21 protein-coding genes are annotated in these 25,308 nt (G+C 66.9%); 11 read left to right on the top strand and 10 right to left on the bottom strand.

The window, feature by feature from the left end:
• Positions 1-11: 11 nt before the first annotated feature.
• Together BG61_RS30090 and BG61_RS30085 are read left to right on the top strand one after the other, a co-directional pair.
• Complete coding sequence (locus BG61_RS30090) at positions 12-278, top strand: hypothetical protein (protein ID WP_035930330.1); 267 nt, start codon at positions 12-14, stop codon at positions 276-278.
• A 42-nt stretch (positions 279-320) separates the two neighbouring features.
• Entirely contained in the window at positions 321-563 is a 243-nt protein-coding gene (locus BG61_RS30085; protein ID WP_035930332.1) for a DUF2795 domain-containing protein, read from the top strand.
• 64 nt (positions 564-627) lie between these two features.
• On the opposite strand, the gene BG61_RS30080 is transcribed toward BG61_RS30085, so the two are convergent.
• A complete protein-coding gene (locus tag BG61_RS30080) occupies positions 628-1,245 on the bottom strand; it encodes a TetR/AcrR family transcriptional regulator (RefSeq protein WP_035930336.1) in 618 nt (205 codons plus the stop codon).
• Positions 1,246-1,569: 324 nt separating this feature from the next.
• Between BG61_RS30080 and BG61_RS30075 the strand changes: the two genes are divergently transcribed.
• The 7 genes from BG61_RS30075 to BG61_RS30045 all read left to right on the top strand — a co-directional run bounded on the left by BG61_RS30075 (position 1,570) and on the right by BG61_RS30045 (position 10,624).
• Positions 1,570-2,688 (top strand): efflux RND transporter periplasmic adaptor subunit, encoded by a 1,119-nt coding sequence (locus tag BG61_RS30075; protein WP_035930663.1) that lies wholly within the window; start codon positions 1,570-1,572, stop codon positions 2,686-2,688.
• Positions 2,685-5,843, top strand: coding sequence for an efflux RND transporter permease subunit (locus tag BG61_RS30070; protein WP_051672878.1), 3,159 nt, complete (start codon positions 2,685-2,687; stop codon positions 5,841-5,843). The genes BG61_RS30075 and BG61_RS30070 overlap by 4 nt, the downstream gene beginning before the upstream one ends.
• Complete coding sequence (locus BG61_RS30065) at positions 5,840-7,441, top strand: efflux transporter outer membrane subunit (RefSeq protein ID WP_081868225.1); 1,602 nt, start codon at positions 5,840-5,842, stop codon at positions 7,439-7,441. Before BG61_RS30070 ends, BG61_RS30065 begins: the two co-directional genes overlap by 4 nt.
• Positions 7,442-7,756: 315 nt before the next feature.
• On the top strand, positions 7,757-8,305 hold the full coding sequence (locus tag BG61_RS30060) for a PAAR domain-containing protein (RefSeq protein WP_035930339.1): 549 nt from the start codon (positions 7,757-7,759) through the stop codon (positions 8,303-8,305).
• Entirely contained in the window at positions 8,302-9,102 is an 801-nt protein-coding gene (locus tag BG61_RS30055) for a polymorphic toxin type 44 domain-containing protein (RefSeq protein WP_051672877.1), read from the top strand. The genes BG61_RS30060 and BG61_RS30055 overlap by 4 nt, the downstream gene beginning before the upstream one ends.
• Positions 9,099-9,473, top strand: a complete 375-nt coding sequence (locus BG61_RS30050) for a hypothetical protein (RefSeq protein ID WP_035930672.1) — start codon at positions 9,099-9,101, stop codon at positions 9,471-9,473. The genes BG61_RS30055 and BG61_RS30050 overlap by 4 nt, the downstream gene beginning before the upstream one ends.
• 329 nt (positions 9,474-9,802) lie before the next feature.
• Complete coding sequence (locus BG61_RS30045; protein WP_051672876.1) at positions 9,803-10,624, top strand: hypothetical protein; 822 nt, start codon at positions 9,803-9,805, stop codon at positions 10,622-10,624.
• A gap of 289 nt (positions 10,625-10,913) precedes the next feature.
• Here the strand turns inward: BG61_RS30045 and BG61_RS30040 are convergent, their stop codons facing one another.
• On the bottom strand, positions 10,914-13,304 hold the full coding sequence (locus BG61_RS30040; RefSeq protein ID WP_035930344.1) for an AsmA family protein: 2,391 nt from the start codon (positions 13,302-13,304) through the stop codon (positions 10,914-10,916).
• Between the two features lie 148 nt (positions 13,305-13,452).
• Here BG61_RS30040 and BG61_RS30035 point away from each other — a divergent pair, with 148 nt between their 5' ends.
• Both BG61_RS30035 and BG61_RS30030 read left to right on the top strand, forming a co-directional pair.
• The gene (locus BG61_RS30035) at positions 13,453-14,196 is read left to right on the top strand and encodes an ABC transporter ATP-binding protein (RefSeq protein ID WP_081868224.1); all 744 of its coding nucleotides are present in this window, start codon (positions 13,453-13,455) and stop codon (positions 14,194-14,196) included.
• Positions 14,193-14,999, top strand: coding sequence for an ABC transporter permease (locus BG61_RS30030; protein ID WP_035930354.1), 807 nt, complete (start codon positions 14,193-14,195; stop codon positions 14,997-14,999). Before BG61_RS30035 ends, BG61_RS30030 begins: the two co-directional genes overlap by 4 nt.
• A gap of 76 nt (positions 15,000-15,075) precedes the next feature.
• Here BG61_RS30030 and BG61_RS30025 read toward each other — a convergent pair whose 3' ends face one another.
• The 8 genes from BG61_RS30025 to ligD form a co-directional block, all read right to left on the bottom strand.
• The gene (locus tag BG61_RS30025) at positions 15,076-15,549 is read right to left on the bottom strand and encodes a VOC family protein (protein WP_035930357.1); all 474 of its coding nucleotides are present in this window, start codon (positions 15,547-15,549) and stop codon (positions 15,076-15,078) included.
• A gap of 14 nt (positions 15,550-15,563) precedes the next feature.
• Complete coding sequence (locus tag BG61_RS30020; protein ID WP_035930360.1) at positions 15,564-16,037, bottom strand: VOC family protein; 474 nt, start codon at positions 16,035-16,037, stop codon at positions 15,564-15,566.
• 180 nt (positions 16,038-16,217) lie between these two features.
• Entirely contained in the window at positions 16,218-18,158 is a 1,941-nt protein-coding gene (locus tag BG61_RS30015; RefSeq protein ID WP_035930362.1) for a hybrid sensor histidine kinase/response regulator, read from the bottom strand.
• An 86-nt stretch (positions 18,159-18,244) separates the two neighbouring features.
• The gene (locus BG61_RS30010) at positions 18,245-18,709 is read right to left on the bottom strand and encodes a response regulator (protein WP_035930365.1); all 465 of its coding nucleotides are present in this window, start codon (positions 18,707-18,709) and stop codon (positions 18,245-18,247) included.
• Positions 18,702-21,110 (bottom strand): ATP-binding protein, encoded by a 2,409-nt coding sequence (locus BG61_RS30005; protein ID WP_051672875.1) that lies wholly within the window; start codon positions 21,108-21,110, stop codon positions 18,702-18,704. Before BG61_RS30005 ends, BG61_RS30010 begins: the two co-directional genes overlap by 8 nt.
• Positions 21,107-21,724 carry a biliverdin-producing heme oxygenase gene (locus BG61_RS30000; RefSeq protein WP_035930368.1) on the bottom strand — a complete coding sequence of 206 codons (618 nt, stop codon included), beginning with the start codon at positions 21,722-21,724 and terminating at the stop codon, positions 21,107-21,109. The genes BG61_RS30005 and BG61_RS30000 overlap by 4 nt, the downstream gene beginning before the upstream one ends.
• A 317-nt stretch (positions 21,725-22,041) precedes the next feature.
• Complete coding sequence (locus BG61_RS29995; RefSeq protein WP_370818063.1) at positions 22,042-22,368, bottom strand: hypothetical protein; 327 nt, start codon at positions 22,366-22,368, stop codon at positions 22,042-22,044.
• 52 nt (positions 22,369-22,420) lie between these two features.
• Positions 22,421-25,237: a DNA ligase D gene (ligD, locus tag BG61_RS29990; protein ID WP_035930370.1), complete on the bottom strand. Its 2,817-nt coding sequence runs from the start codon at positions 25,235-25,237 to the stop codon at positions 22,421-22,423.
• Positions 25,238-25,308: the final 71 nt, after the last annotated feature.

The following is a 25,308-nucleotide window of genomic DNA, read 5'->3' as shown; positions in this document are numbered from 1 at the left end:
GGGGTTGAGCGATGAAAACCTCAACGTTGTTGTCGATGGCCCTGGTTTCCGTATCGTGCTACGCGGCTCCGCTGCACACGAGCGACACCGACGGCTCGGCGAACGGCACCGCCGCCATGCGCGCCGCGCTTCGCGCGAACGCCGCGCCGGTTGCGCCGCCCGCGCCCGACATCGCCGCACAGGATATCGACCACGCCCGCTGGCGGCATGTCCCCCTGCCGAAGTCGCGCGCGCCGAGCCGCGGCATGGCGAGCCGGACCGTGCAGGTCCAGACCTGAGGCAGTTCCGACGCGCCTTACTCACCCACCGGGATCAATCGCATGACCGACACGCGCGCCAAACACGCCTTGAACGACGAGCCGATCAACGATGAAATCGCGCAGGTCCTGCGCGCCGTGAAGTATCCGGCCAACAAGGATTCGATCGTCGAGGCCGCCCGCGACGCCGGCGTGAGCAACGACGTCATCACCGTCTTCGACGGCCTGCCCGAGCAGGACTACGCCGACGCCGATGCCGTCGAGCAACTGATCGGCAGCAACGGCGGGCCGGGCATTTCGATCTGACGGCATCTCGCCGGGGAGCGGCCGGGCGGGAGACTCAAGGGCGGTCGTCCCGAAATCGGCGCGCTCACGAAGCGCCGAACACCACCCGCCCGAAAAACCCCGCGAGCACCGCTTCCGCCAGCGCGTCGGGCACCGTCTGCGGGTCCGACGAATAGAAGAACTGCATCCCGTCGCATAGCGCGATCAGCCCGAGCGCGAGCTGGTCTGCGGGCATCGGCAGGGGCGTACCGACCCGCTCCGAGAATGCGCTGATGTAGTCGGTCGTCGTCTGGCGCAACTCCCTCATGAACGCATTGAAGCGCGCGCGGAATTCCGCGTCGCGGCTCGCGTGCAGCTTCGCCTCGATCCACAGCAGGAAGCACTTGTTCTCGCGATAGATCTGGCTGTAGTACTGCACCACGCGCGCTTCCATGTCGGCGCGCGACGCATCGCCGTCTTCGAAGATCGAGCGCATGCGGCTCATGATCGCGTCGTGTTCGCGCTTAAGCAGTTCAAGGAAAAGCTCCGGCTTGCTGGCGAAATTCGAATAGAACGCGCCGCGCGTGTAGCCCGCCGCGGCCGCGACGTCTTCCACGCTCGCCGCGACAAATCCCTTCTTCATGAAAATCGCAAGCGCCGCGTCGAGCAGACGCTGCCGCGTCTGGTCCCGGCTTTGCTCGCGCGTGAGGCGGACTGGTTTCATGCGCCGTAGTGTAGCACCCAAACCCTTTCAAATCCGCCTTTGCATTCAAATACACATCTGCATTAGAATCCAACATGCATTTATTCGGGCGGGTTGCGGAACACTTGTCGCGACTGGGTTTGCGGCCGACCGCCGCATCTCCCGCGCCGCATCCCGGAATCGGGAACCGGGCATCGCGCGCCGTGCGGGCGACAGTCCTCGCGAGCGGTCCACGTGTCGCCCGCGCCGCATTCATCACGCCGTCGTTCCGGCTTCATCCCGCCCGAACCCTTTGTCGCGCCGAGGTTTTCCGTGAACCGTTACCGTCTCCGCGTGTTTTCGCCAATACGCTTTCGCGCCCCGAGCGCCGCCCTCGCGCTTGCAGCATTTGCAGCGCTCACGACGCTTACGGCGTGCGGCAAGAAAGAGGCGCCCGCCCCGGTGCCGCGGCCGGTCGTCGCCGTGGCGGCCCAGTCCGACGGCAGGCTCCCGCAGGCCACCCTGCCCGGCCAGGTCGAGGCGCGCTATTCGACGCCGCTGTCGTTTCGGGTCGGCGGCAAGATCGTCGAGCGGCGCGTGCGGCTCGGAGACACCGTGAAGACCGGACAGATCGTCGCGAGGCTCGACCCCGCCGATGCGTCGAAGTCCGCCGCCGCCACGCGCGCGCAACTCGACGCCGCGCAGCACCAGCTCGATTACGCGAAGCAGCAGCTCGACCGCGACCGCGCGCAGGCCGCCGAAAACCTGATCGCGCCGGCACAGCTCGAGCAGACGCAGAACGCGTATGCGTCGGCGCTCGCGCAGCGCAACCAGGCGCAGCAGCAGGCCGCGCTTTCCGGCGACCAGCTCAAATACACCACGCTTACCGCCGATCACGCGGGCGTCATCACGTCCGAGCAGGCCGACACGGGCCAGAACGTCACGGCCGGCCAGCCCGTCTACAACCTCGCGTGGGACGGCGACATCGACGTGGTCTGCGACGTGCCCGAAAGCGCGCTCGCCGCGCTCGCGGTCGGCCAGCGGGCGAACGTGAGGCTCGCGGCCGTGCCGGGCAAGGCGTTCGCGGCGCGCGTGCGCGAGCTGTCGCCCGCCGCCGACCCGCAAAGCCGCACCTGGCGCGCGAGACTCACGCTCGAAGCGCCGACGCCCGACGTGCGGCTCGGCATGACCGCCGACGTCGCGTTCGCGCAGGGCTCGCAGGCAGCCGCCGCCTCGTCGTTCACGATTCCCGCCACCGCGCTCTTTCACGACCGCAAGGAACCCGCCGTGTGGGTCGTGAAGGCTCCCGGCGACACGCTGGAACTGCGGCGCGTGGAGGTATCGCACTATGGCGAGCGCACCGTGACCGTTTCGCGCGGCCTCGCCGCGGGCGAGCGCGTCGTGTGGCAGGGCGTGCACACGGTCTCCGCCGGCGAGAAGGTGCGCGTGATCGCGCCCCTGCATCCCGAGGACTTCGCGTCATGAGCGCGACGCCGCCGGACCAGAACAACGACTATCGTCAGGAGGAAGGTCGCTTCAACCTCTCGGCGTGGGCACTCAGGCACCGCGCGCTCGTGATCTTCCTGATCGCGATGGCGACCATTTTCGGCATGCTCTCGTACACGCGGCTCGCGCAGTCGGAGGACCCGCCGTTCACGTTTCGCGTCATGGTGATCCGCACGTTCTGGCCGGGCGCGACCGCGCGGCAGGTGCAGGAAGAAGTCACCGACCGCATCGCGAAAAAACTCCAGGAAACGCCGTCGACGGATTTCATCCGCAGCTATTCGCGCCCCGGCGAGTCGTTCCTGTTCTTCACGATGAAGGACTCCGCGCCCGCGAAGGACGTGCCCGAGGAGTGGTACCAGGTCAGAAAGAAAGTGGGCGACATCGTGGCGACGCTGCCGCCCGGCGTGCAGGGCCCGTACTTCAACGACGAATTCGGCGACGTCTACACGAACATCTACACGCTCGACGGCGACGGCTTCTCGCCCGCGCAGCTGCACGACTACGCCGACCAGCTGCGCGCGGTGCTGCTGCGCGTGCCGGGCGTCGCGAAAGTGGATTACTTCAGCGACCAGGAAGAGCGCATCTACGTCGAGATCGCGAATACGCAGCTCACGCGCCTGAACATCTCGCCGCAGCAGATCGCGCAGGCCGTCAACGGGCAGAACGCGGTGGCGCCCGCGGGCGTGCTCACCACGCCCGACGACCGCGTGTTCGTGCGCCCGAGCGGCCAGTTCACCGACGTCAACGCCCTCGCCGACACGCTGATCCGCGTGAACAACCGGTCGTTCCGTCTCGGCGACATCGCGACCATCAGGCGCGGCTACGTCGATCCGCCCGCCACCCAGATGCGCTCGGGCGACAAGCCCGTGCTCGGCATCGGCATCACGATGCAGCCGGGGCAGGACGTGGTGCGGCTCGGCCATGCGCTCGACGCGAAGGTGGCCGAGCTGCGCACGCATCTGCCCGCGGGCCTCAAGCTCGAGCAAGTGTCGAGCATGCCGCACGCGGTGTCGCAGTCCGTCGACGACTTTCTGGAAGCGGTCGCGGAAGCGGTGGTCATCGTGCTGATCGTGAGCCTCGTGTCGCTCGGCGTGCGCACCGGCATGGTCGTCGTGATCTCGATTCCGATCGTGCTCGCCGTCACCGCGCTCTTCATGTATCTCTTCGACATCGGCCTGCACAAGGTCTCGCTCGGCACGCTGATTCTCGCACTCGGCCTGCTCGTCGACGACGCGATCATCGCCGTCGAGATGATGGCCGTGAAGCTCGAGCAGGGCTGGAACCGCACGCGCGCCGCGGCCTACGCATACACGAGCACGGCGTTCCCGATGCTCACCGGCACGCTCGTCACGGTGGCGGGCTTCCTGCCGATCGCGCTCGCCAAATCGAGCACCGGCGAATACACCCGCTCGATCTTCGAGGTCTCCGCGATCGCGCTGATCGCGTCGTGGCTCGCGGCGGTCGTGCTGATTCCGCTCCTCGGCTACAAGCTCCTGCCGGAGCGCAAGCGCGAGGCGCATCTGCCCGAGGACCACGAGCACGACATCTACGACACGAAATTCTACGCGCGCCTGCGCGGCTGGGTGACGTGGTGCATCGAGCGGCGCTTTGTCGTGCTCGGGGTCACGGTCGTGCTGTTCGTCGTGTCGCTCGCGGGGTTCGGGCTCGTGCCGCAGCAGTTCTTCCCGAGTTCCGACCGGCCGGAGCTGCTCGTCGACGTGCGGCTGCAGGAAGGCGCATCGTTCGACGCGACGCTGCGCGTGGCGAAGCGGCTCGAAAAGACGCTTCAGGGCAGGCCCGAGATCGACCATGTCGTGAACTTCGTCGGCACCGGCGCGCCGCGCTTCTACCTGCCGCTCGACCAGCAGCTCGCGCAGCCGAATTTCGCGCAGTTCGTGATCACGGCGAAGTCGGTGGAGGAGCGCGAGAAGCTCGCGCGGTGGCTCGAACCGACCCTGCGCGAGCAGTTCCCCGCGATCCGCACGCGCCTGTCGCGGCTGGAAAACGGTCCGCCCGTCGGCTATCCGGTGCAGTTGCGCGTCTCCGGCGACGACATCGCGACCGTGCGCAGGATCGCCGAGCAGGTCGCCGCCGACATGCGCGCCGACGCGCGCACGGCCAACGTGCAGTTCGACTGGGACGAGCCGTCCGAGCGCTCGGTGCGCTTCGAGGTCGACCAGAAGAAGGCGCGCGAAATCGGCGTCACGTCGCAGGACGTCTCGAATTTCCTCGCGATGACGCTCTCCGGCTACACGATCACGCAGTACCGCGAGCGCGACAAGCTGATCAGCGTCGATCTGCGCGCGCCCGAGCGCGAGCGTGTCGATCCGTCACGCCTCGCCACGCTCGCGATGCCCACGCCGAACGGCCCGGTGCCGCTCGGCACGCTCGGGCATGTCGTCAACGATCTGGAGTACGGCGTGATCTGGGAACGCGACCGGCAGCCGACCATCACCGTGCAGTCGGACGTGAAGGCGGGCGCGCAGGGCATCGACGTGACCAACGCCATCGACAGGAAGCTCGACGCGCTGCGCGCATCGCTTCCGGTGGGCTACCGCATCGAGGTCGGCGGGCCGGTGGAGGAAAGCGCCAAGGGCCAGACGTCGATCAACGCGCAGATGCCGATCATGGTGATCGTCGTGCTGACGCTCCTGATGATCCAGCTGCAGAGCTTCGCGCGCGTGATGATGGTCGTGCTCACCGCGCCGCTCGGGCTGATCGGCGTGGTCGCCACGCTGCTCGCGTTCGGCAAGCCGTTCGGCTTCGTCGCGATGCTCGGCGTGATCGCGATGTTCGGCATCATCATGCGCAACTCGGTGATTCTCGTCGACCAGATCGAGCAGGACATCGCCGCCGGCCACCGGCGTTTCGACGCGATCGTCGGTGCGACGGTGCGGCGCTTCCGGCCGATCACGCTCACGGCCGCCGCTGCGGTGCTGGCGCTGATTCCGCTCTTGCGCAGCAACTTCTTCGGCCCGATGGCGACCGCCCTGATGGGCGGCATCACGAGCGCCACCGTCCTCACGCTGTTCTACCTGCCGGCGCTCTATGCGGCGTCGTTCCGCGTGAAGAACGACGAACGCGACGGCAGCGGCAGCGAACCCGGCGGCACGCCGGACGGAGTTCGATCATGACGACCTCACTCTTCGCCCTCTTCGGCCTCTCCCTTCCCGGCGCTCTGGCGCGCCCTGAGCGCGCCCTGTGCGCGGATGCCCTGCCCTCGCCGGGCCGGCGCGCGTCCCGCCTCGCGCGGGCGTGCCGCCCGGCGCCGGGCACGCGCGTTCCTTCGCTCGCCGTTGCCTCGCTCACGCTCGCGCTTGGCGCCTGCTCGTTCGGACCGAACGGCAATCCGCCCGCGATGCCGCAGCCCGCGCACTACGGCGCGCTCCAGCAGCCCGCGCAGACGGTCACGGCGCAGGGCACGTCGCAGCGTTTCGTCGCGGGTGCGAAACCGGTGCCGCAATGGTGGAAGCTGTATCGTTCGAGTGCGCTCGACGCGCTCGTCGACGAGGGCCTGCGCAACAGCCCCGACCTCGGCGCCGCCGACAAGCGCCTCGCCGCCGCCCGCGAGCAGTTGAAGGCGCAGATCGGCGCGTCGATGCTGCCGTCCATCGACGCGGGCGCGCAGGCGAGCCGCCAGCGTGGCTTCGGCGTGCCCGACTTCGGCCCGCCGACCGTGGTCTACAACCTCTTCGTCGGCCAGCTACAGGCGCAGTACACGTTCGATATCTTCGGTGCGGCGCGCTACGCCAACGCGTCGCTCGCGGCGCAGGTCGACAGCCAGGCGTTCCAGTTCGACGCCGCCCGCCGCGCGCTCGCCGCGAACATCGTGACGGGCGCGATCGGCGCGGCGGCGCTGCGCGCGCAGATCGACGTCACGGAGCGGCTCGTCGCGCTCGCGAATGACGATGCCCGCGACGCCCGGCGGCGCTACGAACTCGGCTCGGCGTCGCGCTCGGAGGCGCTGGACGCGGAGCAGAGCGCGGCGTCGCTCGCGGCGTCGCTGCCGGGGCTGCGCGCGCAATCGCTCGCGACGCGCCATGCGCTGGCCGTCCTGCTCGGCCGCACGCCGGACCAGGCGCCCGACGATCTCGACCTCGCGAGTCTCGCCGTGCCGGAGGACGTGCCGGTCGTGGTGCCGTCGGAACTGCTCGCGACGCGCCCCGACATCCAGGTCGCCGATGCCGCGGTGAAAGCCGCCGCGGCCGACGTCGGCGTGGCGACGGCGCAGCTCTTTCCGAGCCTGTCGCTGTCCGCGTCGATGGGCAAGGGCGGCTTCAGCTGGCCGACGGCGCTTTCGGGCGCGGGTGCGCTGTGGAGCATCGGCGCGTCGCTGTCGCAGCCGATCTTTCACGGCGGCGCCCTGCTCGCGCAGCGCCGCGCCGCCTACGAGACCTACGACGCCGCCGTGCTGCGATACAAGCAGACGGTGCTTTCGGCGTTCCAGAACGTCGCGAACACGCTGGCGGCGCTCGAACAGGACGGCGATGCGCTCGCCTCGGCCGACGCCGCGAGCCGCGCGTCCGAAGGCGCGTTCAACGACGCGGCGGCGCGTGTGCGCCTCGGCGCGATCCCGCCGCGCGCGGCGCGCGCGAGCGAGCAGCAGTACCGCAGCGCGCAGCTGAACGCGATCCGCCATGCCGGCGCGCGTCTTTCTGACACGGCATCGCTCTTTCAGGCGATGGGTTCGCCGGCGGGCGTCGCGCAGGAAGCGCAGGCGACGCAGCGATAGCGCGGTCCAAGTCGAGCGGCACGCATCGCGCCCGAGCGCGCAGGGGCGACGATCGATTCTGTTTGTGGCGCGAATGCTGGTGCGACGCGCACGACGCGCATCGACCCGCTACACAGCGCCGATGCGCGCCAGCACGTGCCATGGAACGATCTAATGTCGTTCTGAAAATAGGATGGTTCTGATATCGGTCGCGATCGCCGGGTCGCTAGGCTCGAATCCCCAATTTCCCTTTGGAACGATTCGAATGCCAGCAACCGACAACGCCCTACAAGCCCCCTGCCAGTTCGCCGCGATCGCGCCACTGACCCGGCGCCAATGATCCGCACCTATCTCGCCAGAGGCGACCGCGCCGGGGAAGCCGTAATCATTGAAGGCTTGCCGACATCGACCTATCAGGACAACGATGGCCGCCGCGTCGAGCTGGCCACGGTCTACATGCGAACGTATTGCCACGCATGCAAGAAGGAGGGGTTCATTTGTCCGTCCGGGCCGCGTCTTGACAGCAGGGCCGAGAACGGTCAGGAGCATGCGTTGAGTGGGAATATCAATATGTGCGGGTGCCAGCCGCCGCCGATATTCTGGGCGCAGCGCGAGATGACACAGACCGTCACCGGGGAGGATATCGCGCGGATGAGTGCCTCCTTTGCGGGATCGAAGGATGAAACGCCGGTGCAAGATGAATTTAACGACAAGTTCGTGTTACTTGATGAAAGCGGCATGCCCGCCGCGTTCAGGGCCTATGCGGTCGAACGCGAAACCGGAACGACTGAATATGGCGTGAGCGATGCACTTGGGCATACGCATGTGCTTGTGCAAACCCAAGCCGCCGAGCGCGTAAGGATTTATGTGGAGTCAATTGAATGAGCGCAATTCTAGGAAAGAACGGCAAGCCGATGCGCTGGATTGCAGACATGTACACCACGCCCGCTCACGATAGCCGTCCGAAAGAAGTCTTGGTTTGTACAGATGCGGATGTAGCTGCGCAGGTTGCTGATTTCATTGTCCGCGAGATGAAGCAAAATCCTTTTACCGAAGTCGGACGAAAAATCACGGAAGCGAATAGTTACGATCCGGAAGAACAGGCGAAGGAATGGAATGCCTTGCCATGGTATGCCAAGTTTGGCGGACCACCTAATTTCGGGAGTATCGCCGCCGGGAAGAAATCTGCAGCCTATGTGCTATGGGCGGAGCGAGTGGCGCCTGAACACAAGTGGGATCACAAACCGCAGATAAAGAAGCTACTTAGTGACCGCGGAGGAGAAAAACTATTTAATAATGGCTGGCACAAGTACGGACAGCACGACTATTTCTATGACATCTGGTCCAACATCCACTACGGTTATGTCGGCGCCGCGGTCGGCTTCGATGCGGCCGAATTGATAAATGGCGCAGGACTTGCGCAAATCGGAAGCGATGCTTATCGCGATATGAACGGAAAGAAATGGCCGGCAATGCAGAATCATCCAGAGAATGGACCTTGGCCCGCCAGCGCCGACGACATTCCAGATCATATTTCCATTCAACTTGGCATCGATTTGTTCGCCAGGGTGATACCCGGCGCCCTTACGACTGATTTGTTGCTTGGCAGCGTTGCCGCAGTACCCGTTCCATGGGGGAAGGGACAGGATCATGCGAAGGAAATGCATAGGTGCGCACGATGAGCGTGCGCGAAATCGCGCGCCGTCTGTTCGCGGTGCTTTGCATTGGGTGGCTCCGTTGGTTAGCGATCTGGTGGTTTTGTCGCCCTGTAGTCTTATTGCACTACGCTGAAGATGCGCGTGAACCTGTAGTGTATTTCTTCAACGACGATCACCTCATCACCAAACAGGAGATAAAACCGGGCCGAGTCGAGAGATTTTATACGGACCTCTTTCCAGGAGCAGATTCATTCATCAACGTCAGCCTTCCCTTTGCCAGTCGGGACGGCGTCGAATTCAAGCCGCCGTTCAGCCGTGTGGACATTTACATCAATTCGGCGACAAGGATTGAGAGAGTGGAGAAGAAATACGGATTCTTCGACCGCTTCCAGTAGCGACAACTGGAAGCAGGGCTACCTGAAGTTCTTCGAGCAATAGCGTTCGAATCTTGCGCGAACCTGCGCAGGCACTGCCCTCCGCGCTGACGAATGATCGGGCTGAGGTCATTTTCATGTTCGTGTTTGCATTTTGATCAGGCCCATACCGCGGGACCGATACCCCGCGGCTGTTAGCCGGTCGTCACACGGGCCGCGCACGCGGACCCGCCGAAGCGAGCACGCCTCGCTCCGCTCCATAAAACAACAAATAACCAGGACAAGTCTGATTAGCCAACGCAACGGCACGCCATAGGCTCCCTCCCTTTTGTCTCTCAAAGGAACGAGTCATGTGCCGTCTGCTCAAGAGCGCGCTGGTGTGCGCCACATTCCTCACTTCGCCATCATGGGCCGCCGCAGCCGAGCCCGCGAACACCAGCGACCAATGGCAGTTCGCGGTCACGCCCTATCTGTGGCTGCCTAGCGTGAGCGGGACGCTGCGCTTCACGCTGCCGGAAAGCGGCACGAACGATGCGTCGACGGGTCCGTACAACTATCTCGAAAACCTCAAATTCCTCGCGATGCTGCAAGGCGAGGCGCGAAAGGGCGACTGGAGCCTTTTCGCCGACACGATCTATCTGAGCTTCGGGCGGCACGGCACCTCGGTGAAATCGGCGGGCAGCGGCGCCCTCGCCCGCGAGTCGCTGCGCAGCGGCGAGACGAGCCTCAAAGCGGGACTCGTGCAGCTGGGCGGCGGCCACACGATCGCGCGGCTCCCGCATGCGAGCATCGACGCCATCGCGGGCATGCGCTATCTCGGCGTGAGCGGCTCGCTCGACGCATCGCTCGACACGAGCCTCGGCGGGCGCGGCCCCGGTTTCCATCCGCAACTCCACGTGTCACAGCGCAAGGACATCTTCAACGGCTTCATCGGCATGCGCGGCCGCGTCTCGCTCACCGATGATGCCCGCTGGTACGTGCCGTTCTATCTCGACGTCGGCACCGGTACGTCGAACCTCACGTGGCAGGCGATGACAGGCATCGGCTATGCGATGAAATGGGGCGACGTCAATTTGTCGTACCGTTACCTGGAATTCAGGGGATCCGGCGATGACTTCGTGCAGCGCCTGCGGCTGAACGGGCCGGCGCTCAGCGCCACATTCCGGTTCTGACTCGCTCGGGTTCGAATGTGGAAAACTTATCCCCAGGAAATGTTGAAAGGGTTGTGGACAAGCCCGGGGCTACTTGCCCAGACGCCTGATTTCATTGAAAAAACTTAAACCGGCGCAGTTTGAATCAGCGATCGGGGCGACACGACAACGTTTTCGGACGCGTGATTTATCCACAGTTTTTGTGGACAGATCTGTTGATAAGCGCTGGGCGATAGAGTTAAGTACTTGACGAACAACGTTTTGTACGACGCGTCGCGCCCGGGTCAGCGCGACGCCCGAAAACGCATCGTCAGCTTCCGCGATACTGCGCCGCGCTCGCCGGCGCCGGGCTCGCGGGCGCGGATTTCTTCGGCGCCTGCGCGCGGGCCGCGCCACCGGCCGCCGCATCCGATGACATGTAAGCCGGCGCCGCCTTCGCCCGCTGCTTCTGCCCCGCGGGCGGTGCGGTGGGCGCGGCGCGCATGTCGGCGAGCATCTGCGTGCACGGCAGCGGCTTGTTGTTACTCGGCGCGATCAGCGGAATCAGCGCGGCGAACGGATTGATCAGCCCGAGCCCGACCACCGCCCCGCCGCGCACCGCGAGCGCACCCGCGTTCACGCCCACGTGCGGGTCCTTGAACGTCCCTTTCACGTAGAGCGGCGAGCGCAGCGAGAAGACCCGGAAGCCCTTCGTGTGCGGATGGATTCCGAGGTCCATCTGCTCGGTCTTCATGTCGATGTGGCCATCCATGTTGATGACGGCGTCGTCGGTGTCGAGGGCGAACACACGCGATTCGAGCACGCCGTTGGTCGCGACGAAATCCGCCGCCGCGCAGTTGATCTTCACGTCGCGCTTGCCGAAGAGCTTCTCGTAGATCACGTTCGCCACGTTCAGCCCGGCCGCTTCCATGTAGAGGCGGCTCACGGTGCCGTCGGTGATGAGCGCCTTCACCTCGCCGTTGGACGTCGCGGCGAGCGCGGCCGGCGAGTTGCCAGTCGCCGAGAGCGCAGCGTCGCCGTTCACCTCGCCGAGCGCGGACTGCATCGTCTTCACGTTCGGGAACAGCTGCTTGAGCTTCAGGTGCCGCGCCTGGGTCGAGAAGCGGCCCTTGAGCGGCGTGGCGCTGCCGTCGAGATTGATGTTCGAGGCGAGCGTGCCGCCCGCGACGCCGAACCTGAGCGGCTCGAGCGCGAGCACGCCGTTGGTCATGACGACGTGCGTGTACAGATCGGTGATGGGCAGGTCCGGGTCCTTGATGATGCGCCGTCCGGTGAATTTCACGTCGGCGTCGATGGCCTTCCAGCGGTCCGTCTTGAATTCCTCGGTCGGCAGTGCCTTGTTCGACGGCTGCTTCGTTTCCTCGCCGCGCTTCGCCTTGCTGGCGTTGGAGTCCGCGCCGATGATCGGCGCGAGGTCGGAGAATTGCAGCAGGTTCGACACCAGCTCGCCCGACAACAGCGGCCGCGGCTTCCTGCCCGCGAACACGAGCGAGCCGTTCAGGTCGCTGCGGCCCACCCGGCCCGTGAAATTCTCGTACCTGAAGACACTGCCCTCCTGCCTGAACTGCCCGACGAGCCGTCCTTCGGTCGCGTACGGCGGCGTTTCGGGCAGCGTCACGCCGGTGATCGGGTAAAGGTGCGCCATGCTCACGCCCTGCAGCCAGAGGCGCAGGTCGAGCGCGGCGAGATGCGCCGGGTCGGTGACGGTGCCGACGAGCGCGATATGCGTGTCGCCGATCCTCACGTCGGCCTGCACGGGGAACGGCCGCTGCGCATCCTGAAGCGCGAGCACGCCGCCCACCTTGCCGTTGCCCGAGACCTTCGTCTTGTTGTAGGTGCCCTTCACGGTCCAGCCGATGCCGTACGGCGGCACCGGCGGTTTGGGCCCCTCCCTCGTCGTGATGCTCGTGTTCGCCGAGGTGCTCGCCGGATTCGGCGCGCTGCCGCTCGCCGCGGCGGCGGCGGACGCGGCCGACGCCGCCGACGCTTCGGACGCCGCCGCCGCATCGGCCTGCTTGTCGAGCTTGTTCGCGCCGCTCTTGCCGACCATCTCCGCCGACGACTTGCGCGACGCCTCCTCCTGCTGCTTCATCGCCTCGCCGATCGGCACCGGCTGGCCGAGCGTGTCGATCTCGGCCTGCATGTCCGCGCTGGTGATCTCGTCGGCGAGCGCGATATTGCCCTTCGCGAACGCGATGTCGTGCAGCCGCAGGTTCCACGTGGACGGCTGCGTCGACTGCCGGAAGGTGAAGGTCCAGTTGTTGCGGTTGTCCTTGAGCCGTTCCAGATCGACCGACGGATTGACGAGGTTGATCGTCGGGATCACGATGTCGCGCGCGAGCAGCGGCAGCACGGCGACCTGGAAATCGATTTCGTCGAGCGTTGCGAAATATTGCTGGCGGGCCCAGTCGGGGTTCGCGACGGTGATGTTCTGCGCGGAGAAGCGCGGCCACGGCACCCAGCGCCGCCAGCCGGTCTCCGAGGGCGGGCGCTGCCAGCCGACCTTCAGGTCGCCGGTGATGTGGAACTGGCGGCCGATCGCCTGCGAAACCTTGTCGTCGATCCACGGACGCGCGCGGTTCCAGTCGAAGGTCAGGAAGAACACGACGAGCACGGCGATCAGCACCGCGAGCACGCCGACAATCCATGCAACCATCTTTCCGATTGTTCCGGTCGTCCCGACCGCACGGCCCTGCGCCATTGGCGGCTCCATCGTCATGTGTCGTTGCGTTCGGGGCAGCACGTAGCGTGCCCGCGGGCGCCTCGGCGCCCTCGCCGGCCGATTGCCGGTAACATCCGAAGGCCGCTCCCCACCCAACACAAGATTTCAGATTCCCACAATGGCATCGATGCCCGACGCGCGCCCCGCCAGGAGCGCTCCGAGCCCGGTTCACCCGCCGCAGCGCGATCGCGCGCTCGTCGCGGCGTCCGGCGCGACGCGGCGCGACCCCGCGCGCGGGCTCACGCTGCTCGCCCCCACCGACTTTACGCTGCACGAAGGCGATCGCGCGGTGATCACCGGCCCGTCCGGCTCCGGCAAGAGCGTTTTCCTGCGCGCGCTCGCGCTGCTCGATCCGATCGACGGCGGACGCATTCTCTGGCGCGGCGAACCGGTCCGTCGCGCGAGGATTCCGGATTACCGGCGGCGCGTCGCGTATATCGCGCAGCGTCCGGCGATGCTCGACGGCTCCGTCGAGGACAACCTGCGCTATCCGTTCGAACTGAAGGTCTACCGCGACGCGCGATTCGACCGCGACGCGGCCGCGCGCCTCGCGGCGGCGGCCGGCCGCGGCGGCGACTTCCTGTCGAAGCGCGCAGGCGATCTCTCGGGCGGCGAGGCGCAGATCGCCGCGCTCATCCGCGTGCTCCAGCTCGCACCCGACGTGCTCCTGCTCGACGAGCCGACCGCGTCGCTCGATCCGGCATCGGCGCGGGAAATCGAGGCGCTCGTCGCCGCGTGGTTCGCGCAGGACGCCTCGCGCGCGAGCATCTGGGTGTCGCACGATCCGCAGCAGGCGGGCCGCGTCGGCGCGCGCCAGCTCACGATGACCGCCGGCACGCTCGCCGAACCCGCGGAGGGAGGCACGCAATGAGCGGCTACCAGAACCTGAGTCTTGTCGACATCGGCCTTGCGGCGGCGCTGATCGTCGTCAACGGCGCGCTTTCGGTCGCGCTCAAGCTGGGACTCGAGCGCAAGCTCGCGTGGGCGGCGGTGCGCACGATCGCGCAGTTGCTGCTGATCGGCTACGTGCTCGGCTGGGTGTTCGAATTCGACCGCTGGTACGTCGTGCTGCCGCTGATGGCGCTGATGACGCTGATCGCCGGGCTCGCGGCGTCGAACCGCGGGCGGCGCACCTACGCGGGGCAGCGCGCGGACAGCATCGCGTCGATCTGGGCGAGCGGCTGGCTGGTCGGCGCGTTCGGGCTGTTCGTCGTGATCCGCATCGACCCGTGGTACGAGCCGCAATACGCGATTCCGATTCTCGGGATGATCCTCGGCAATACGCTCACGGGCGTGTCGCTCGGCATCGAGCGCATGACGGAGGAACTGACCGCCGGGCGCGGCGCAGTGGAGATGTCGCTCGCGCTCGGCGCGACGCGCTGGGAGGCGGCTCAGGGCCCGGCGCGCCAGGCCGTGCGCGCGGGCATGATCCCGACACTCAACCAGATGGCGGTGGTAGGCCTCGTCAGCCTGCCGGGGATGATGACGGGACAGGTGCTCGCCGGGCAGTCGCCGTTGCAGGCGGTGCGCTACCAGATCGTGATCATGTTTCTGATCGCGGCGGCGTCGGCGCTCGGGACGGTCGGCGCGGTGCTCCTCACGTACCGGCGGCTCTTTTCGCCGGAGCACCGGTTCATGGCGGGGAAGCTGGTGGAGCGGACGGACGGCAAATGATCCGCCGCGTCCCCATCACCGGACGGCCCGGCGCCTCGGGCCTCCCGTGAGCCGACCCCCTACCCCTTTTGCCCTCTTACTTGCCGTTATAAGCCCGCTCCAGCTCTCCGAGATCCAGCTTGACCATCTTGAGCATCGCCTCCATCACCCGACGGCTCCTCGCCGCATCCTTGTCCTGCAGCATCCTGCCGAGCGCGGTCGGCACGATCTGCCACGTCACGCCGAAGCGGTCCGTGATCCAGCCGCATTGCTGCGGGGTGCCGCCATCGAGCAACCGGGCCCAGTAGTCGTCCACTTCCGCCTGCGTCTCGCATTTCACGAAAAACGAGACGGCCGGCGAAAACTGGAACTCCGGGCCACCGTTGAGCGCAATGAATTCCGCGCCGTCGAGCTCGAACATGACGCACAGCACGCTGCCCGCCGGGCCGGGGCCGGCCTCGCCGTAGTACATCACGTCGCCGATGCGCGAATTCCTGAAAATGCCGGTGTAGAACCGGGCGGCCTCCTCGGCGCGGCCGTCGAACCACAGGCACGAGGCGATGTTTTGCATGGATGCTCCTTCGGTCAGTTGCCCGGGCAGCCCTTCTTCATCGCTTCCTGCATCTCGGCCTCGCTCACATCGCGCGTATGGGTCGCGACCGACCAGCGGTGTCCGAACGGATCCTCGACCTGGCCGTAGCGGTCGCCCCAGAACATGTCGGTCACGGGCATCGTGACCTTCGCCCCGGCGGCGACCGCCTGCGCGACGGTCGCGTCGGCGTCCTTCACGTACAGGTGGATCGTCACGGGCGAGCCTTTCAGCGCCTTCGGCCCGAGCGTGCCCCACTCGGGCATTTCGTCGACGAGCATCAGCGCCGAATCGCCGATCCGCACCATGCCGTGCATCAGCTTGCCGTTCGGGCCGGGCAGCCGGTGCATTTCGACGGCGTCGAACGCCTTCACATAGAAATCGATCGCTTCGCCCGCATTGGCGCAGACGAGATGCGGCGTGAGCGAGTGCATACCTTCGGGAATCGGTTTGACGGACGGCGTGGACATCGTGGACTCTCCTTTGAAGTAACAGCCTGACGAATGGCGCGGGCGTCGCCTGAATCGGCGCGCTCCACCCCTACGACGAGCAAGTTGACGGCGAATCGACACGGCACATGGAAAATTTCCAGAATTTTTTCAATCCGGCGCAAAAGGGCCGCGCAGGCCCACACCGGCGAGGCCCCGCGCTCAGCCTTCGGCGGGCTTTTCCGCGAGCGAATGGATCAGCGCCTCAAGCCGCGCGAAATTGACCGGCTTGGTCAGATGATCGAGGAATCCGGCGTCGCGGCAGCGGCGGATGTCCTCGTCCATGCCGTAACCGGTGATCGCGACCGACGGCTTGCCCGGCTGCAATGCCTGCCACGCGCGCGCGACGTCGAGGCCGCTGCCGTCCGGCAGGCCGATGTCGCTCACCAAGAGATCGAAGGCGCCGCCCTTCGCGAGCGACAGCGCCGCCTCGACCGTCGATGCGACCGCGACCTCGTGCCCCAGCACTTCGAGCACCTGCGCCATCGCCGACGACGTGTACTCGTTGTCCTCCACGAGCAGCACCCTGAGCGTGCGCACGGCGTCTTCCGGCGCGGCGGCCGCGCGCGGCGACGCCTCGCGCTGCGGCTCGGCCTTCGCGAGCGGCAGCGTGAGCGTGAAGCGCGCCCCGCGGTCGCGCCCTTCGCTCTGCGCGGTGAGCGTGCCGCCGTGCTTCTGCGCGAGCGTGCTCGCGATCGCGAGTCCGAGCCCGAGGCCGCCGAACGCGCGCGTGATCGAATCGTCGGCCTGCTCGAACGCCGAGAAAATGCGCGGCAGCGCCTCGGCGCTGATGCCGATGCCGCTGTCGGTCACGGACACCGCGATCGTCGATGCGTCCGGATTCCACGTGCGCACCTCGATGCGCCCGCCCGCCGGCGTGAACTTGACGGCGTTCTTCATGAGATTCCAGACGATCTGCTGCAGGCGCGCGCCGTCGCCCAGCACGAGCGGCGCGCCGGCTTCGAAGCGCGTGTCGAGCGTGAGGCCCTTTGCGCGCAGGTCGGACTCGGACATGTCGAGCGCGCTCGACATCAGCGTATCGAGTGCGACGCTCGTGAAATTCAGGCTCAGCTTGCCGCGCGCGATGCTCGTGAGATCGAGCAGATCGTCGATCAGCCGCGCCTCCAGCTCGACGTTGCGGCGGATCAGCTCGAGCGTCGGGTGCGCTTCCTCGGGCAGCGGATGCTTCATTTCCAGGAGGCGCACCGCGGCGAGGATCGGCGTGAGCGGCGTGCGCAGCTCATGCGAGAGCACCGCAAGGAAATGATCCTTCGCGCGATTGGCGGTCTCGGCCTGCTCCTTCGCGAGACGCAGCGCGTCGGCGGCCATGTGGGCCTCGGTCGCGTCGCGGATGATCTTCGAGAAGCCGATCAGCTCGTGATGCTCGGAGCGGATCGCGGTCGTCACGCCCGAGGCGAAGAACGAGTGGCCGTCCTTGCGCCAGAGCCAGCGGTCGTCGCTCGCGCTGCCCTCGCGGCGCGCGGTGTCGAGCTCGCCCTCGAAAACGCCGAGGTCGCGGTCCTCCTGGCTGTAGAAGACGCTCGCGGAGCGGTCAACCACATCCTGCGCCGGATAGCCGAGAATGCGCTCCGACGCCGCGTTCCACGTGCGGATGCGCCCGTCGCGATCGAGCGTGATGACGGCGTAGTCCTTCAGCGCGTCGACGAGCAGGCGAAAGTGCGTCTCCGTCTCGCGCAGCACGCGCTCGACCGCGATGCGCTGCTGGCGCTCGTCGCTTTCGCGCATCGCGCGGCGCACGACGGCGGGCAGCCGCTGCAGGCGCTGCTTGAGCACGTAGTCGGTGGCGCCGCGCTTGAGCATTTCCACCGCGTGCTCCTCGCCGAGCAGCCCCGAGACGAAGATGAACGGCGTGTGCGGCGCGCGCTCGCTTGCGATCGTGAGCGCCTCGATGCCGGAAAACGTCGGCATCACGAAATCGGCGAGGATCACGTCGAACTGCTTCGCGTCGAGCTGGGCGATGAAATCGGCTTCGTTGTAGACAATCGCGGCATCGACCGCGTAGTCGGCGCGCTCGAGCTGGGCGAGGGTGAGCTCCGCATCGAGCGCGTTGTCTTCGACGAGAAGCAGGTGCAAGGGCTGCATGTTCTAGACGGCCTGGCGAAGAGGGGCGCGCGCTCGCGCACCGGCCGCGCGGGCGCGCTGCGGACGCGGATTCGCGGCGACGCGTGTCATTCGGCGAGCGGCACGCGCCGAAAGCGCATCGAGCCGGGCGGCGGCTCGTTCAGCACGGCCCAGAATACGCCCAGATCGGCGATCGCTTCGACGAACTCCGAAAATTCCACCGGTTTCACCACGTACGCGTTCACGCCGAGTTCGTAGCTTCGCACGAGATCCTGCTCCTCGCGCGACGACGTCAGCATGACGACCGGAACGCTCTTGAGCGCCGCGTCCGCGCGGATGGTCTGGAGCACTTCGAGGCCGTCGATCTTCGGCAGCTTCAGGTCGAGCAGGATCACGGCCGGATTGCCCGGCACCCGCGCGCTCCAGTCGCCCTGGCTCTTCAGGTAGTCGATCGCTTCCTGGCCGTCGCGCGCGACGATCACTTCGTTCGCGAGCTGGCTCTTGTCGAGCGCGACGAGCGTCAGCTCGAGGTCTTTCGGATTGTCTTCGACGAGAAGAATGGGCTTAAGCATGATCGGATCCTGACGATTTTGCGGATGCGGATTCCGGTGAGGCCGGCGGCGCGCGGCGTGCGCCCGCTTCGCTCCTGAACACCAGGGGCAATGAAAAATAGAACGCGGCGCCCTCCCCGACGCGGCCCTCGGCCCAGGTCCGGCCGTCGTGCCGCTCGACGATGCGCCGCACGTTGGCAAGGCCGATGCCCGTGCCGTCGAATTCCTCCGCGCGGTGCAGCCGCTGGAACACGCCGAAGAGCTTCGCCACGTAGCGCATGTCGAAACCGACGCCGTTGTCGCGCACGCCGACGACATGTTCGTCGGCATTCGTCGAGGCGAAGATTTCGATTTTCGCCGATTCGCGCGTTCGCGTGTATTTCACCGCGTTCGACACCAGGTTGCGCAGCGCGAGTTGCAGGAACGCGGCGTCGGCGGTGACCGTCGGCAGCGCGCCGATCACCCACTCCACACGGCGCTCCGCCGTCTCCGGCCCGAACTCCTGCACGACCGAGCTGACCAGCTGGTTCAGGTCGACCGTGCCGGGCCTGAGCGCGGCGCGGCCCATCTGGGAGAAGGTGAGCAGGTCGTCCACCAGCGTGCCCGCGAAGCGCGCCGACTCCAGCATGTTGTTCAGAAAGCGCCGGCTGCTCTCCGACATGCGCTCGCCCTCCTGCTCGCGCAGCAGGTCGCCGTAGCCCGCGATATGGCGCAGCGGCGCGCGCAGGTCGTGCGACACCGAGTACGAGAACGCTTCGAGCTCCTTGTTCGCGCGCGTGAGTTCGGTGGCGAGCTGCGCCATCTCCTCGGCGCGCCTCAGCACGATATTGACCGTGGCCGCGCGGAATTCGCCCGCGATCTCGATTTCGACCGCGCGCCAGCTCGCCGAATGATCGCGTATGGTTTCGAGCCACGGGCTGAAGTCCGTGCGCGGCGCGTTCGAGCCGTCCTCCATGCGCAGCTTGACCGGCTCGCCCGCCCACTCGATCGTGCGTGCAAGCTCGGGCCGGAACCACAGCACGTAGTTGCGGAAAATCTGCGAGACCGGCACGGCGAGGACGCCGCACGCGGTATCGATATGCTGCCCGGCGTGCGGCCAGACCTTCGGCAGCGAGTCGGTGGCGTAGACGCCCGACGTGTTCTCCGCAAGCCAGTACGTGAGCGCGCGCACGGTTTGCTCGTCGGGTGTCGCGCCGATCAGCGTAACCTCGTCGTCCACGACGACCGCGGCGCCCCCTGACGACGCGAAGCACACCATGTCCTGCGGCGCCGCGCGCAGGCCCTCGACGAAGCTGTCGTGCTCGCCCATCGTGTGGACGAGGCGCGTCATCGTGCGGCGCAGGGCCAGCAGATACGCGCTCTCGGCGCGCTCCTCCTTGGCCTCGATCTGCATCGACAGGATGTGCCCCAGATGCTCGAGTGCGATGCGCGTCTCGAACGGCACGAGCCGCGGGTCGTGGTCATGGCACGAGACGAGGCCCCACAGCTCGCCGCGCACGACGATCGACACCGACATCGACGCATGCGTGCCCATGTTGCGCATGTATTCCAGATGCACGGGCGAGAAGCTGCGCAGCATCGCGTAGGTGAGATCGGTCGGGCGGCCGGTCGCGGGATTCACGGCGGGCACGAGGCGCGCCGGCCGGTAATCGACATTGGCGACGAGCCGCAGGCGGTTGCGCAGATAGAGCGCGCGCGCCTGGCGCGGAATGTCCGAGGCCGGGAAGTACTGGCCGAGGAACGACGCGTAGCTTTCGTCGCGGTCCTCGGCGAGCACGTGGCTGCGGCCTTCCTCGTCGAAGCGATACAGCATCACGCGGCCAAAGCCCGTGATCGTGCGCACCTCGCACACCGCGAGCACGGCCAGGTCCGCGACCGTCGCGGCGTCCTGCAGGCTGCGCGCGAAGGTACGGGCAAGCGGATACATCGACGCGAACACATCGCTGCCTTCACGGCGCGCGACCTCCAGTTCGACGATCAGGTTGCCGTCGTGCCGGTGCATCGTGACGTCGAACTGCGCGTCGCCGCCGGCGGCGCGTTGCGCAGCGCCGGGCGGATTGTCGACGACGCCCACGTAGAGCGGCGCCTGATCGAGCACCGCGGTGGCGGCGGCGTGCGCGAGCCGCGCGGCCGCGGCCTGGCCGAGCAGCACGCCGACCGGCTCACCGAGCAGCGTCTCGACCGGCCTGCCGGTCAGCGCCGCGAGGTTGTCGCTCGCCTGCAGGATGCGCAGCTCCTCGGACACCGCGAGCAGATAGCCGTGCGGCTGGATGCCGCCGGGGATGTGGATCGGCTCCGCGTCGCAGTCCTTGCTCGCCACGCCGGATTCGAGCGTGCGGCGGCGCGCGTCCACATCGGGCGGATCGCGATGCACGCTCCGTGGGCCCGGCGGCTTCGGCGGCGCTGTCGATCCTGTACTCATGCGGCGGCTCCCGACATCGCGCGCGCCTCGGCGAGCCCCGTTTCGATCCACGCGTGGAGTCCTTCGAATGTCGCGATGGCGGCAGCGGCAGCGTCGTCGTATTCGGCGGCGGGCACCGTCGCCGCTGCCGTCTCCCGAAACGCATTCCACATGCTGCCGGTGCGCTCGCCGTAGCCTTCGAAGTACGCATGACCGCGGCCGTGCCCGAAGCCGAGGCAATGCGCGACGTGCGGCGAGATGAACCGCCCGCCGAGCGTCGAGCCTTCCATCACGTACATCGAGCCGAAAAGACGGCCGAGGCTGTCGAGCGCGGGCAGGTCGGTCGCGGCATCCGCCATGCGCACGGCGGCACGGGGCGTGCGGCCCGTCAGCATTTCCAGATCCGCCGCGATGAGCGCGGCCTTGCGGCGCGGCTCGAAGAAGCCGCGCAGATGCGCGGGCATGTGCGCGCTCACCGCCTGCTCCCACGGCGCGACATAGCCAAGGAAGCATTCGAGCAGCGCGACGTATTCGTCACGCTGCCAGTCGTCGCGCATCAGGTCGAGTGCACGCTCGAGGCGCGTGTGGCACGCGGCGGTTTCCTTCTTCAAGCGGGACAGGAGTTCGTGTTGCATGTTCCGTTCGGTTGCGGCGCCCTTCTATGGCGCCGGACATCGGATTGATGGTTCATCGACACACGCGCTCGCATACGCGACGTCGCCCGCCGGCACGCATGGCGCGCGTGCGCCTGACCCGTGAGACAGTCTTGCGAAGCAGGAGATTCCGTGTCGGTAGCGCTTACCGGCCTCGCGTGACAGTCGTGCGCCGGAGCCGGTAGAAATGCCGGGTCATGGGTGGCCGCGCGTCTCGTTCATGGCGCCCTTCGAGGAAAATCATTCTACGCATCCGGCAGGCGCTTTGCCATGGAAGCACCCGCCGGCGCGCCCGCCCCTCACGGCTTGCCCGCGCCCTTTCCTTCGCTGTTCACGTTCGCCTGCTCGTCGCGCTGCGTGCTCTTCTGATAGTCGTCGCCGCCGCGCCGGTCCGTATCGACGAGTCCGCGCTCGATATCGCGATGCGCCTGCTCGCCCACTTCGCGCGTGCCGTCCTCGCGCTGCGACTCGGGGCTCTGGTCCGCTTCGTGCGGCAGCGGCGCATCCGCGGCATCGTCCTTCCTCTGCTGCTGCGCGTTGCCGCTTTGCATCTCGCGTCCATCGTCGATGGCGCCGCCTGGTTCGACGGCGGGTTCCATTGCGGGTTCCACGGTAGCCTGCTTCATTTGATCCTCCTGTTCGTGCCTGAACGATGCGGCATTGCCTCGTTCCGGCAGGTCATTTGCCCGGGCCTTCCAGACCCAGGCGCTTTTTCATCGCGACCGTGAGACGCTGGCGCTTCCTGCCGTAGCCCGCCCACGGGTCGTCCGCGAGGCCATCGAGCCGCTCGTGCACGTTTCCGATGTGCCACTGGTCGCCGTTCGCGGTGTCGTCGAGTTCGCTCCACGCGATCGGCACCGACGCCCCCATGCCCGGGCGCGCACGCAGCGAATAGGCGGCGACCGTGCTCGATCCCCGGTTGTTGCGCAGGTAGTCGATGAAAATCTTCCCGCGCCGGTTCTGCATGCCCATCTTCGCCGAGAACAGCTTGGGCAGCGTGTTCGCCATATGCTGCGCGACGGCCTGCGAGAAGCGCTTCGCTTCGTCCCAGCCGGCCTGCTTCACGATCGGCACGACCACGTGCAGCCCTTTGCCGCCGCTCGTCTTGCAGAACGATTCGAGGCCGAGTTCCGCGAGCAGTTCACGCGTGAGGCGCGCCGCTTCGATCATGCGGTCCCAGCCGACGCCCTCGCCCGGATCGAGATCGAACACCATGCGGTCGGGCTTTTCGATATCGGAGGCGAGCGCGTTCCATGTATGAAGTTCGACCGTGCCCATCTGCGCGGTGCCGACGAGCGCCGCCGCGGACTCGATCGTGAGCAGCGGCGGATGCCCCGGATCGATGCCCGGATGCTGCGTGATGTGCGGAATCGCGAGCCTCGCGCTGTGCTTCTGGAAGAAGAGCTCGCCGCCGATGTCCCCGGGCGCCCGCACGAGCGAAACCGGCCGGTCCTTCAGATGCGGCAGCATCCATGCTCCGACGGACTCGTAGTAGCGCACGACGTCGATCTTGCGGATGCCCGTCGAAGTGTCGATCACGCGATCGGGATGACTGATCTTCACGCCTTCGACTACGCTCGCTTCCTTCGCGGACGATTGCTTCGTCGCTGTTTTTGCCGCTGGTTCGGTGGTCGCTTTCGCAGTGCCTGTTTTTGTAATGGCCTTTTTCGCAGCGGTTTTCTTCGCCGGAGCGGCAGACGCCTTGCCTTCCTGCTCGGCCTCGACCTTCCTCGCCGACTTCGGCTCTTCCCTGACGATCTGCCGCGCCGGCTTGTCGTCACGCAGGCTCACGAACGATGCTTGCCGCACGATGCGCTCCTTGGTCCATTCAGCAAAGTTGCATTCCGCCACGAGTTCCGGCTTCACCCAGTGCACCGGCGTGCGGCTCCTTTCCTGCGGCTCGCGCGCGAACGGCATGTTCTTCGTCTCGCGCTTGTCGAGTTCCTTCCTGATCTCGCGCAGCGTCGCCTGATCGAAACCGCTGCCGACGCGTCCCGCATACTGCAGCTTGCCGTTCGCATCGTGAACGCCGAGCAGCAGCGCGCCGAAATGCGCGCGGCTGCCCGAGGGCTCCGAATATCCGCCAATCACGAACTCCTGGCGACGCCTGCACTTGAGCTTGATCCAGGCGCTGCTGCGACCCGACACATACGTGCTGTCGATACGCTTGCCGATGATGCCTTCGAGCGCCATGTCGCACGCGCTCCTGAGCAGGTCGTCGGCCTTGAACGCGAAGTCTTCCGAGAAGCGCAGCGCGGGGTCCTCGACCGGTTCAAGCAGCGCGCGGAGGATCGCGCGGCGCTGCACGAGCGGCACGTTGCGCAGGTCGTAGCCGTTCAGGAACGGCAGGTCGAACCAGTAGACGGCGATGTCCTGCGGCCGCCCCGCGTCGAAGGCGTTTTGCAGCGCCTGGAAATCCGGCAGCCCGCGATCGTCGAGCACGACGGCCTCTCCGTCGATCCACGCGCTGTCGACGTCGAGCGTGTCGAGCGCCTTCACCTGCCTGCCGAACTTCGCGGTCCAGTCGTTGCCGTTGCGCGTGTGGATCTGAACCGGCTTCGACGACGCGCGCTCGATTCGCGCGAGCACGCGATAGCCGTCGAACTTGATCTCGTAGGTCCAGTCGTCGCCCGGCGGCGCTGCATCGACGAGGGTGGCGAGTTGAGGTTTGAGCGTCGCGGGCAGGCGCGCCTTCACGGCGCCTTCGATCGACGGCTCGTGCGAGAGCGCGCGCAGCGACTCCGCGTTGCGGTTCGAAACGATATCGGGCCGCGCGCGGCCGGCCGTCTTCTTTGCGGGCGCCTTCGCGGACTTCGTCGTCTGTGCGCCCGCCTTTCCGTCGGGCTTTCCGTCGGCCCGTCCGGCGATTTCGCCCTTCCTGTTGCGCGCGCCGGGCGCATCGGTCAGCACGCTGCCGGGACGCTTCACCAGCACGTCGTATTGCGCTTCGCTGCGGGCGTCGTCGTCGCGTTCCTTGATGAGCAGCCATTGCTCCTTGTCGCCGCTGCCGCGCATGTGGCTGCGCACGAGCGTCCAGCCGCCGTGCAGTTTTTCGCCATGGAGGAGGAACTTCAGCTTGCCCTTTTCATACGCGTCGAGCGCCTGCGCGACGCTGCCGCTTTGCGGCTCCCACGTTCCGCGGTCCCACACGATCACGCTGCCCGCACCGTAGTTGCCTTCGGGAATCTCGCCTTCGAACGAGCCGTAGTCGACCGGATGATCCTCGACGTGCACCGCGAGGCGCTTCACCAACGGATCGAGGCTCGGCCCCTTCGGCACCGCCCATGATTTGAGCGTTCCGTCCAGTTCGAGGCGAAAGTCGTAGTGAAGACGGCGCGCGTCGTGTTCCTGGATCACGAACGAGAGCGCGTGGCCGGCGCGCTTCGCGGCCGCGCGGCGCCGGCCGGTGGCCGCTTTTCTCGCGAGTTCGCCCGACGGCTCGGGCGTCTCGGCGAAACGGCGCATGCGCTGATAGGTTTCGAGTTTTCCGGCCATCGTATCGCTCAGTTCCCTGAATTCGCCCCGCTTGCACTCCTTCGACTTCGCTCCCGGAATCGCCGTCGCCC

This window comes from Caballeronia glathei, from assembly GCF_000698595.1.
GTDB classification, from domain to species: Bacteria; Pseudomonadota; Gammaproteobacteria; order Burkholderiales; family Burkholderiaceae; genus Caballeronia; species Caballeronia glathei.
This window is presented reverse-complemented; position numbering and strand designations above follow the sequence as displayed.

What these genes read in the sequence shown, in the direction of transcription:
- BG61_RS30090 (WP_035930330.1), top strand. Translation starts at nt 12, where the DNA reads ATGAAAACCTCAACGTTGTTGTCGATGGCCCTGGTTTCCGTATCGTGC.
- BG61_RS30085 (WP_035930332.1), top strand. Translation starts at nt 321, where the DNA reads ATGACCGACACGCGCGCCAAACACGCCTTGAACGACGAGCCGATCAAC.
- BG61_RS30080 (WP_035930336.1), bottom strand. Translation starts at nt 1,245, where the DNA reads ATGAAACCAGTCCGCCTCACGCGCGAGCAAAGCCGGGACCAGACGCGG.
- BG61_RS30070 (WP_051672878.1), top strand. Translation starts at nt 2,685, where the DNA reads ATGAGCGCGACGCCGCCGGACCAGAACAACGACTATCGTCAGGAGGAA.
- BG61_RS30065 (WP_081868225.1), top strand. Translation starts at nt 5,840, where the DNA reads ATGACGACCTCACTCTTCGCCCTCTTCGGCCTCTCCCTTCCCGGCGCT.
- BG61_RS30060 (WP_035930339.1), top strand. Translation starts at nt 7,757, where the DNA reads ATGATCCGCACCTATCTCGCCAGAGGCGACCGCGCCGGGGAAGCCGTA.
- BG61_RS30055 (WP_051672877.1), top strand. Translation starts at nt 8,302, where the DNA reads ATGAGCGCAATTCTAGGAAAGAACGGCAAGCCGATGCGCTGGATTGCA.
- BG61_RS30050 (WP_035930672.1), top strand. Translation starts at nt 9,099, where the DNA reads ATGAGCGTGCGCGAAATCGCGCGCCGTCTGTTCGCGGTGCTTTGCATT.
- BG61_RS30045 (WP_051672876.1), top strand. Translation starts at nt 9,803, where the DNA reads ATGTGCCGTCTGCTCAAGAGCGCGCTGGTGTGCGCCACATTCCTCACT.
- BG61_RS30040 (WP_035930344.1), bottom strand. Translation starts at nt 13,304, where the DNA reads ATGGCGCAGGGCCGTGCGGTCGGGACGACCGGAACAATCGGAAAGATG.
- BG61_RS30035 (WP_081868224.1), top strand. Translation starts at nt 13,453, where the DNA reads ATGCCCGACGCGCGCCCCGCCAGGAGCGCTCCGAGCCCGGTTCACCCG.
- BG61_RS30030 (WP_035930354.1), top strand. Translation starts at nt 14,193, where the DNA reads ATGAGCGGCTACCAGAACCTGAGTCTTGTCGACATCGGCCTTGCGGCG.
- BG61_RS30025 (WP_035930357.1), bottom strand. Translation starts at nt 15,549, where the DNA reads ATGCAAAACATCGCCTCGTGCCTGTGGTTCGACGGCCGCGCCGAGGAG.
- BG61_RS30020 (WP_035930360.1), bottom strand. Translation starts at nt 16,037, where the DNA reads ATGTCCACGCCGTCCGTCAAACCGATTCCCGAAGGTATGCACTCGCTC.
- BG61_RS30015 (WP_035930362.1), bottom strand. Translation starts at nt 18,158, where the DNA reads ATGCAGCCCTTGCACCTGCTTCTCGTCGAAGACAACGCGCTCGATGCG.
- BG61_RS30010 (WP_035930365.1), bottom strand. Translation starts at nt 18,709, where the DNA reads ATGCTTAAGCCCATTCTTCTCGTCGAAGACAATCCGAAAGACCTCGAG.
- BG61_RS30005 (WP_051672875.1), bottom strand. Translation starts at nt 21,110, where the DNA reads ATGAGTACAGGATCGACAGCGCCGCCGAAGCCGCCGGGCCCACGGAGC.
- BG61_RS30000 (WP_035930368.1), bottom strand. Translation starts at nt 21,724, where the DNA reads ATGCAACACGAACTCCTGTCCCGCTTGAAGAAGGAAACCGCCGCGTGC.
- BG61_RS29995 (WP_370818063.1), bottom strand. Translation starts at nt 22,368, where the DNA reads ATGAAGCAGGCTACCGTGGAACCCGCAATGGAACCCGCCGTCGAACCA.
- ligD (WP_035930370.1), bottom strand. Translation starts at nt 25,237, where the DNA reads ATGGCCGGAAAACTCGAAACCTATCAGCGCATGCGCCGTTTCGCCGAG.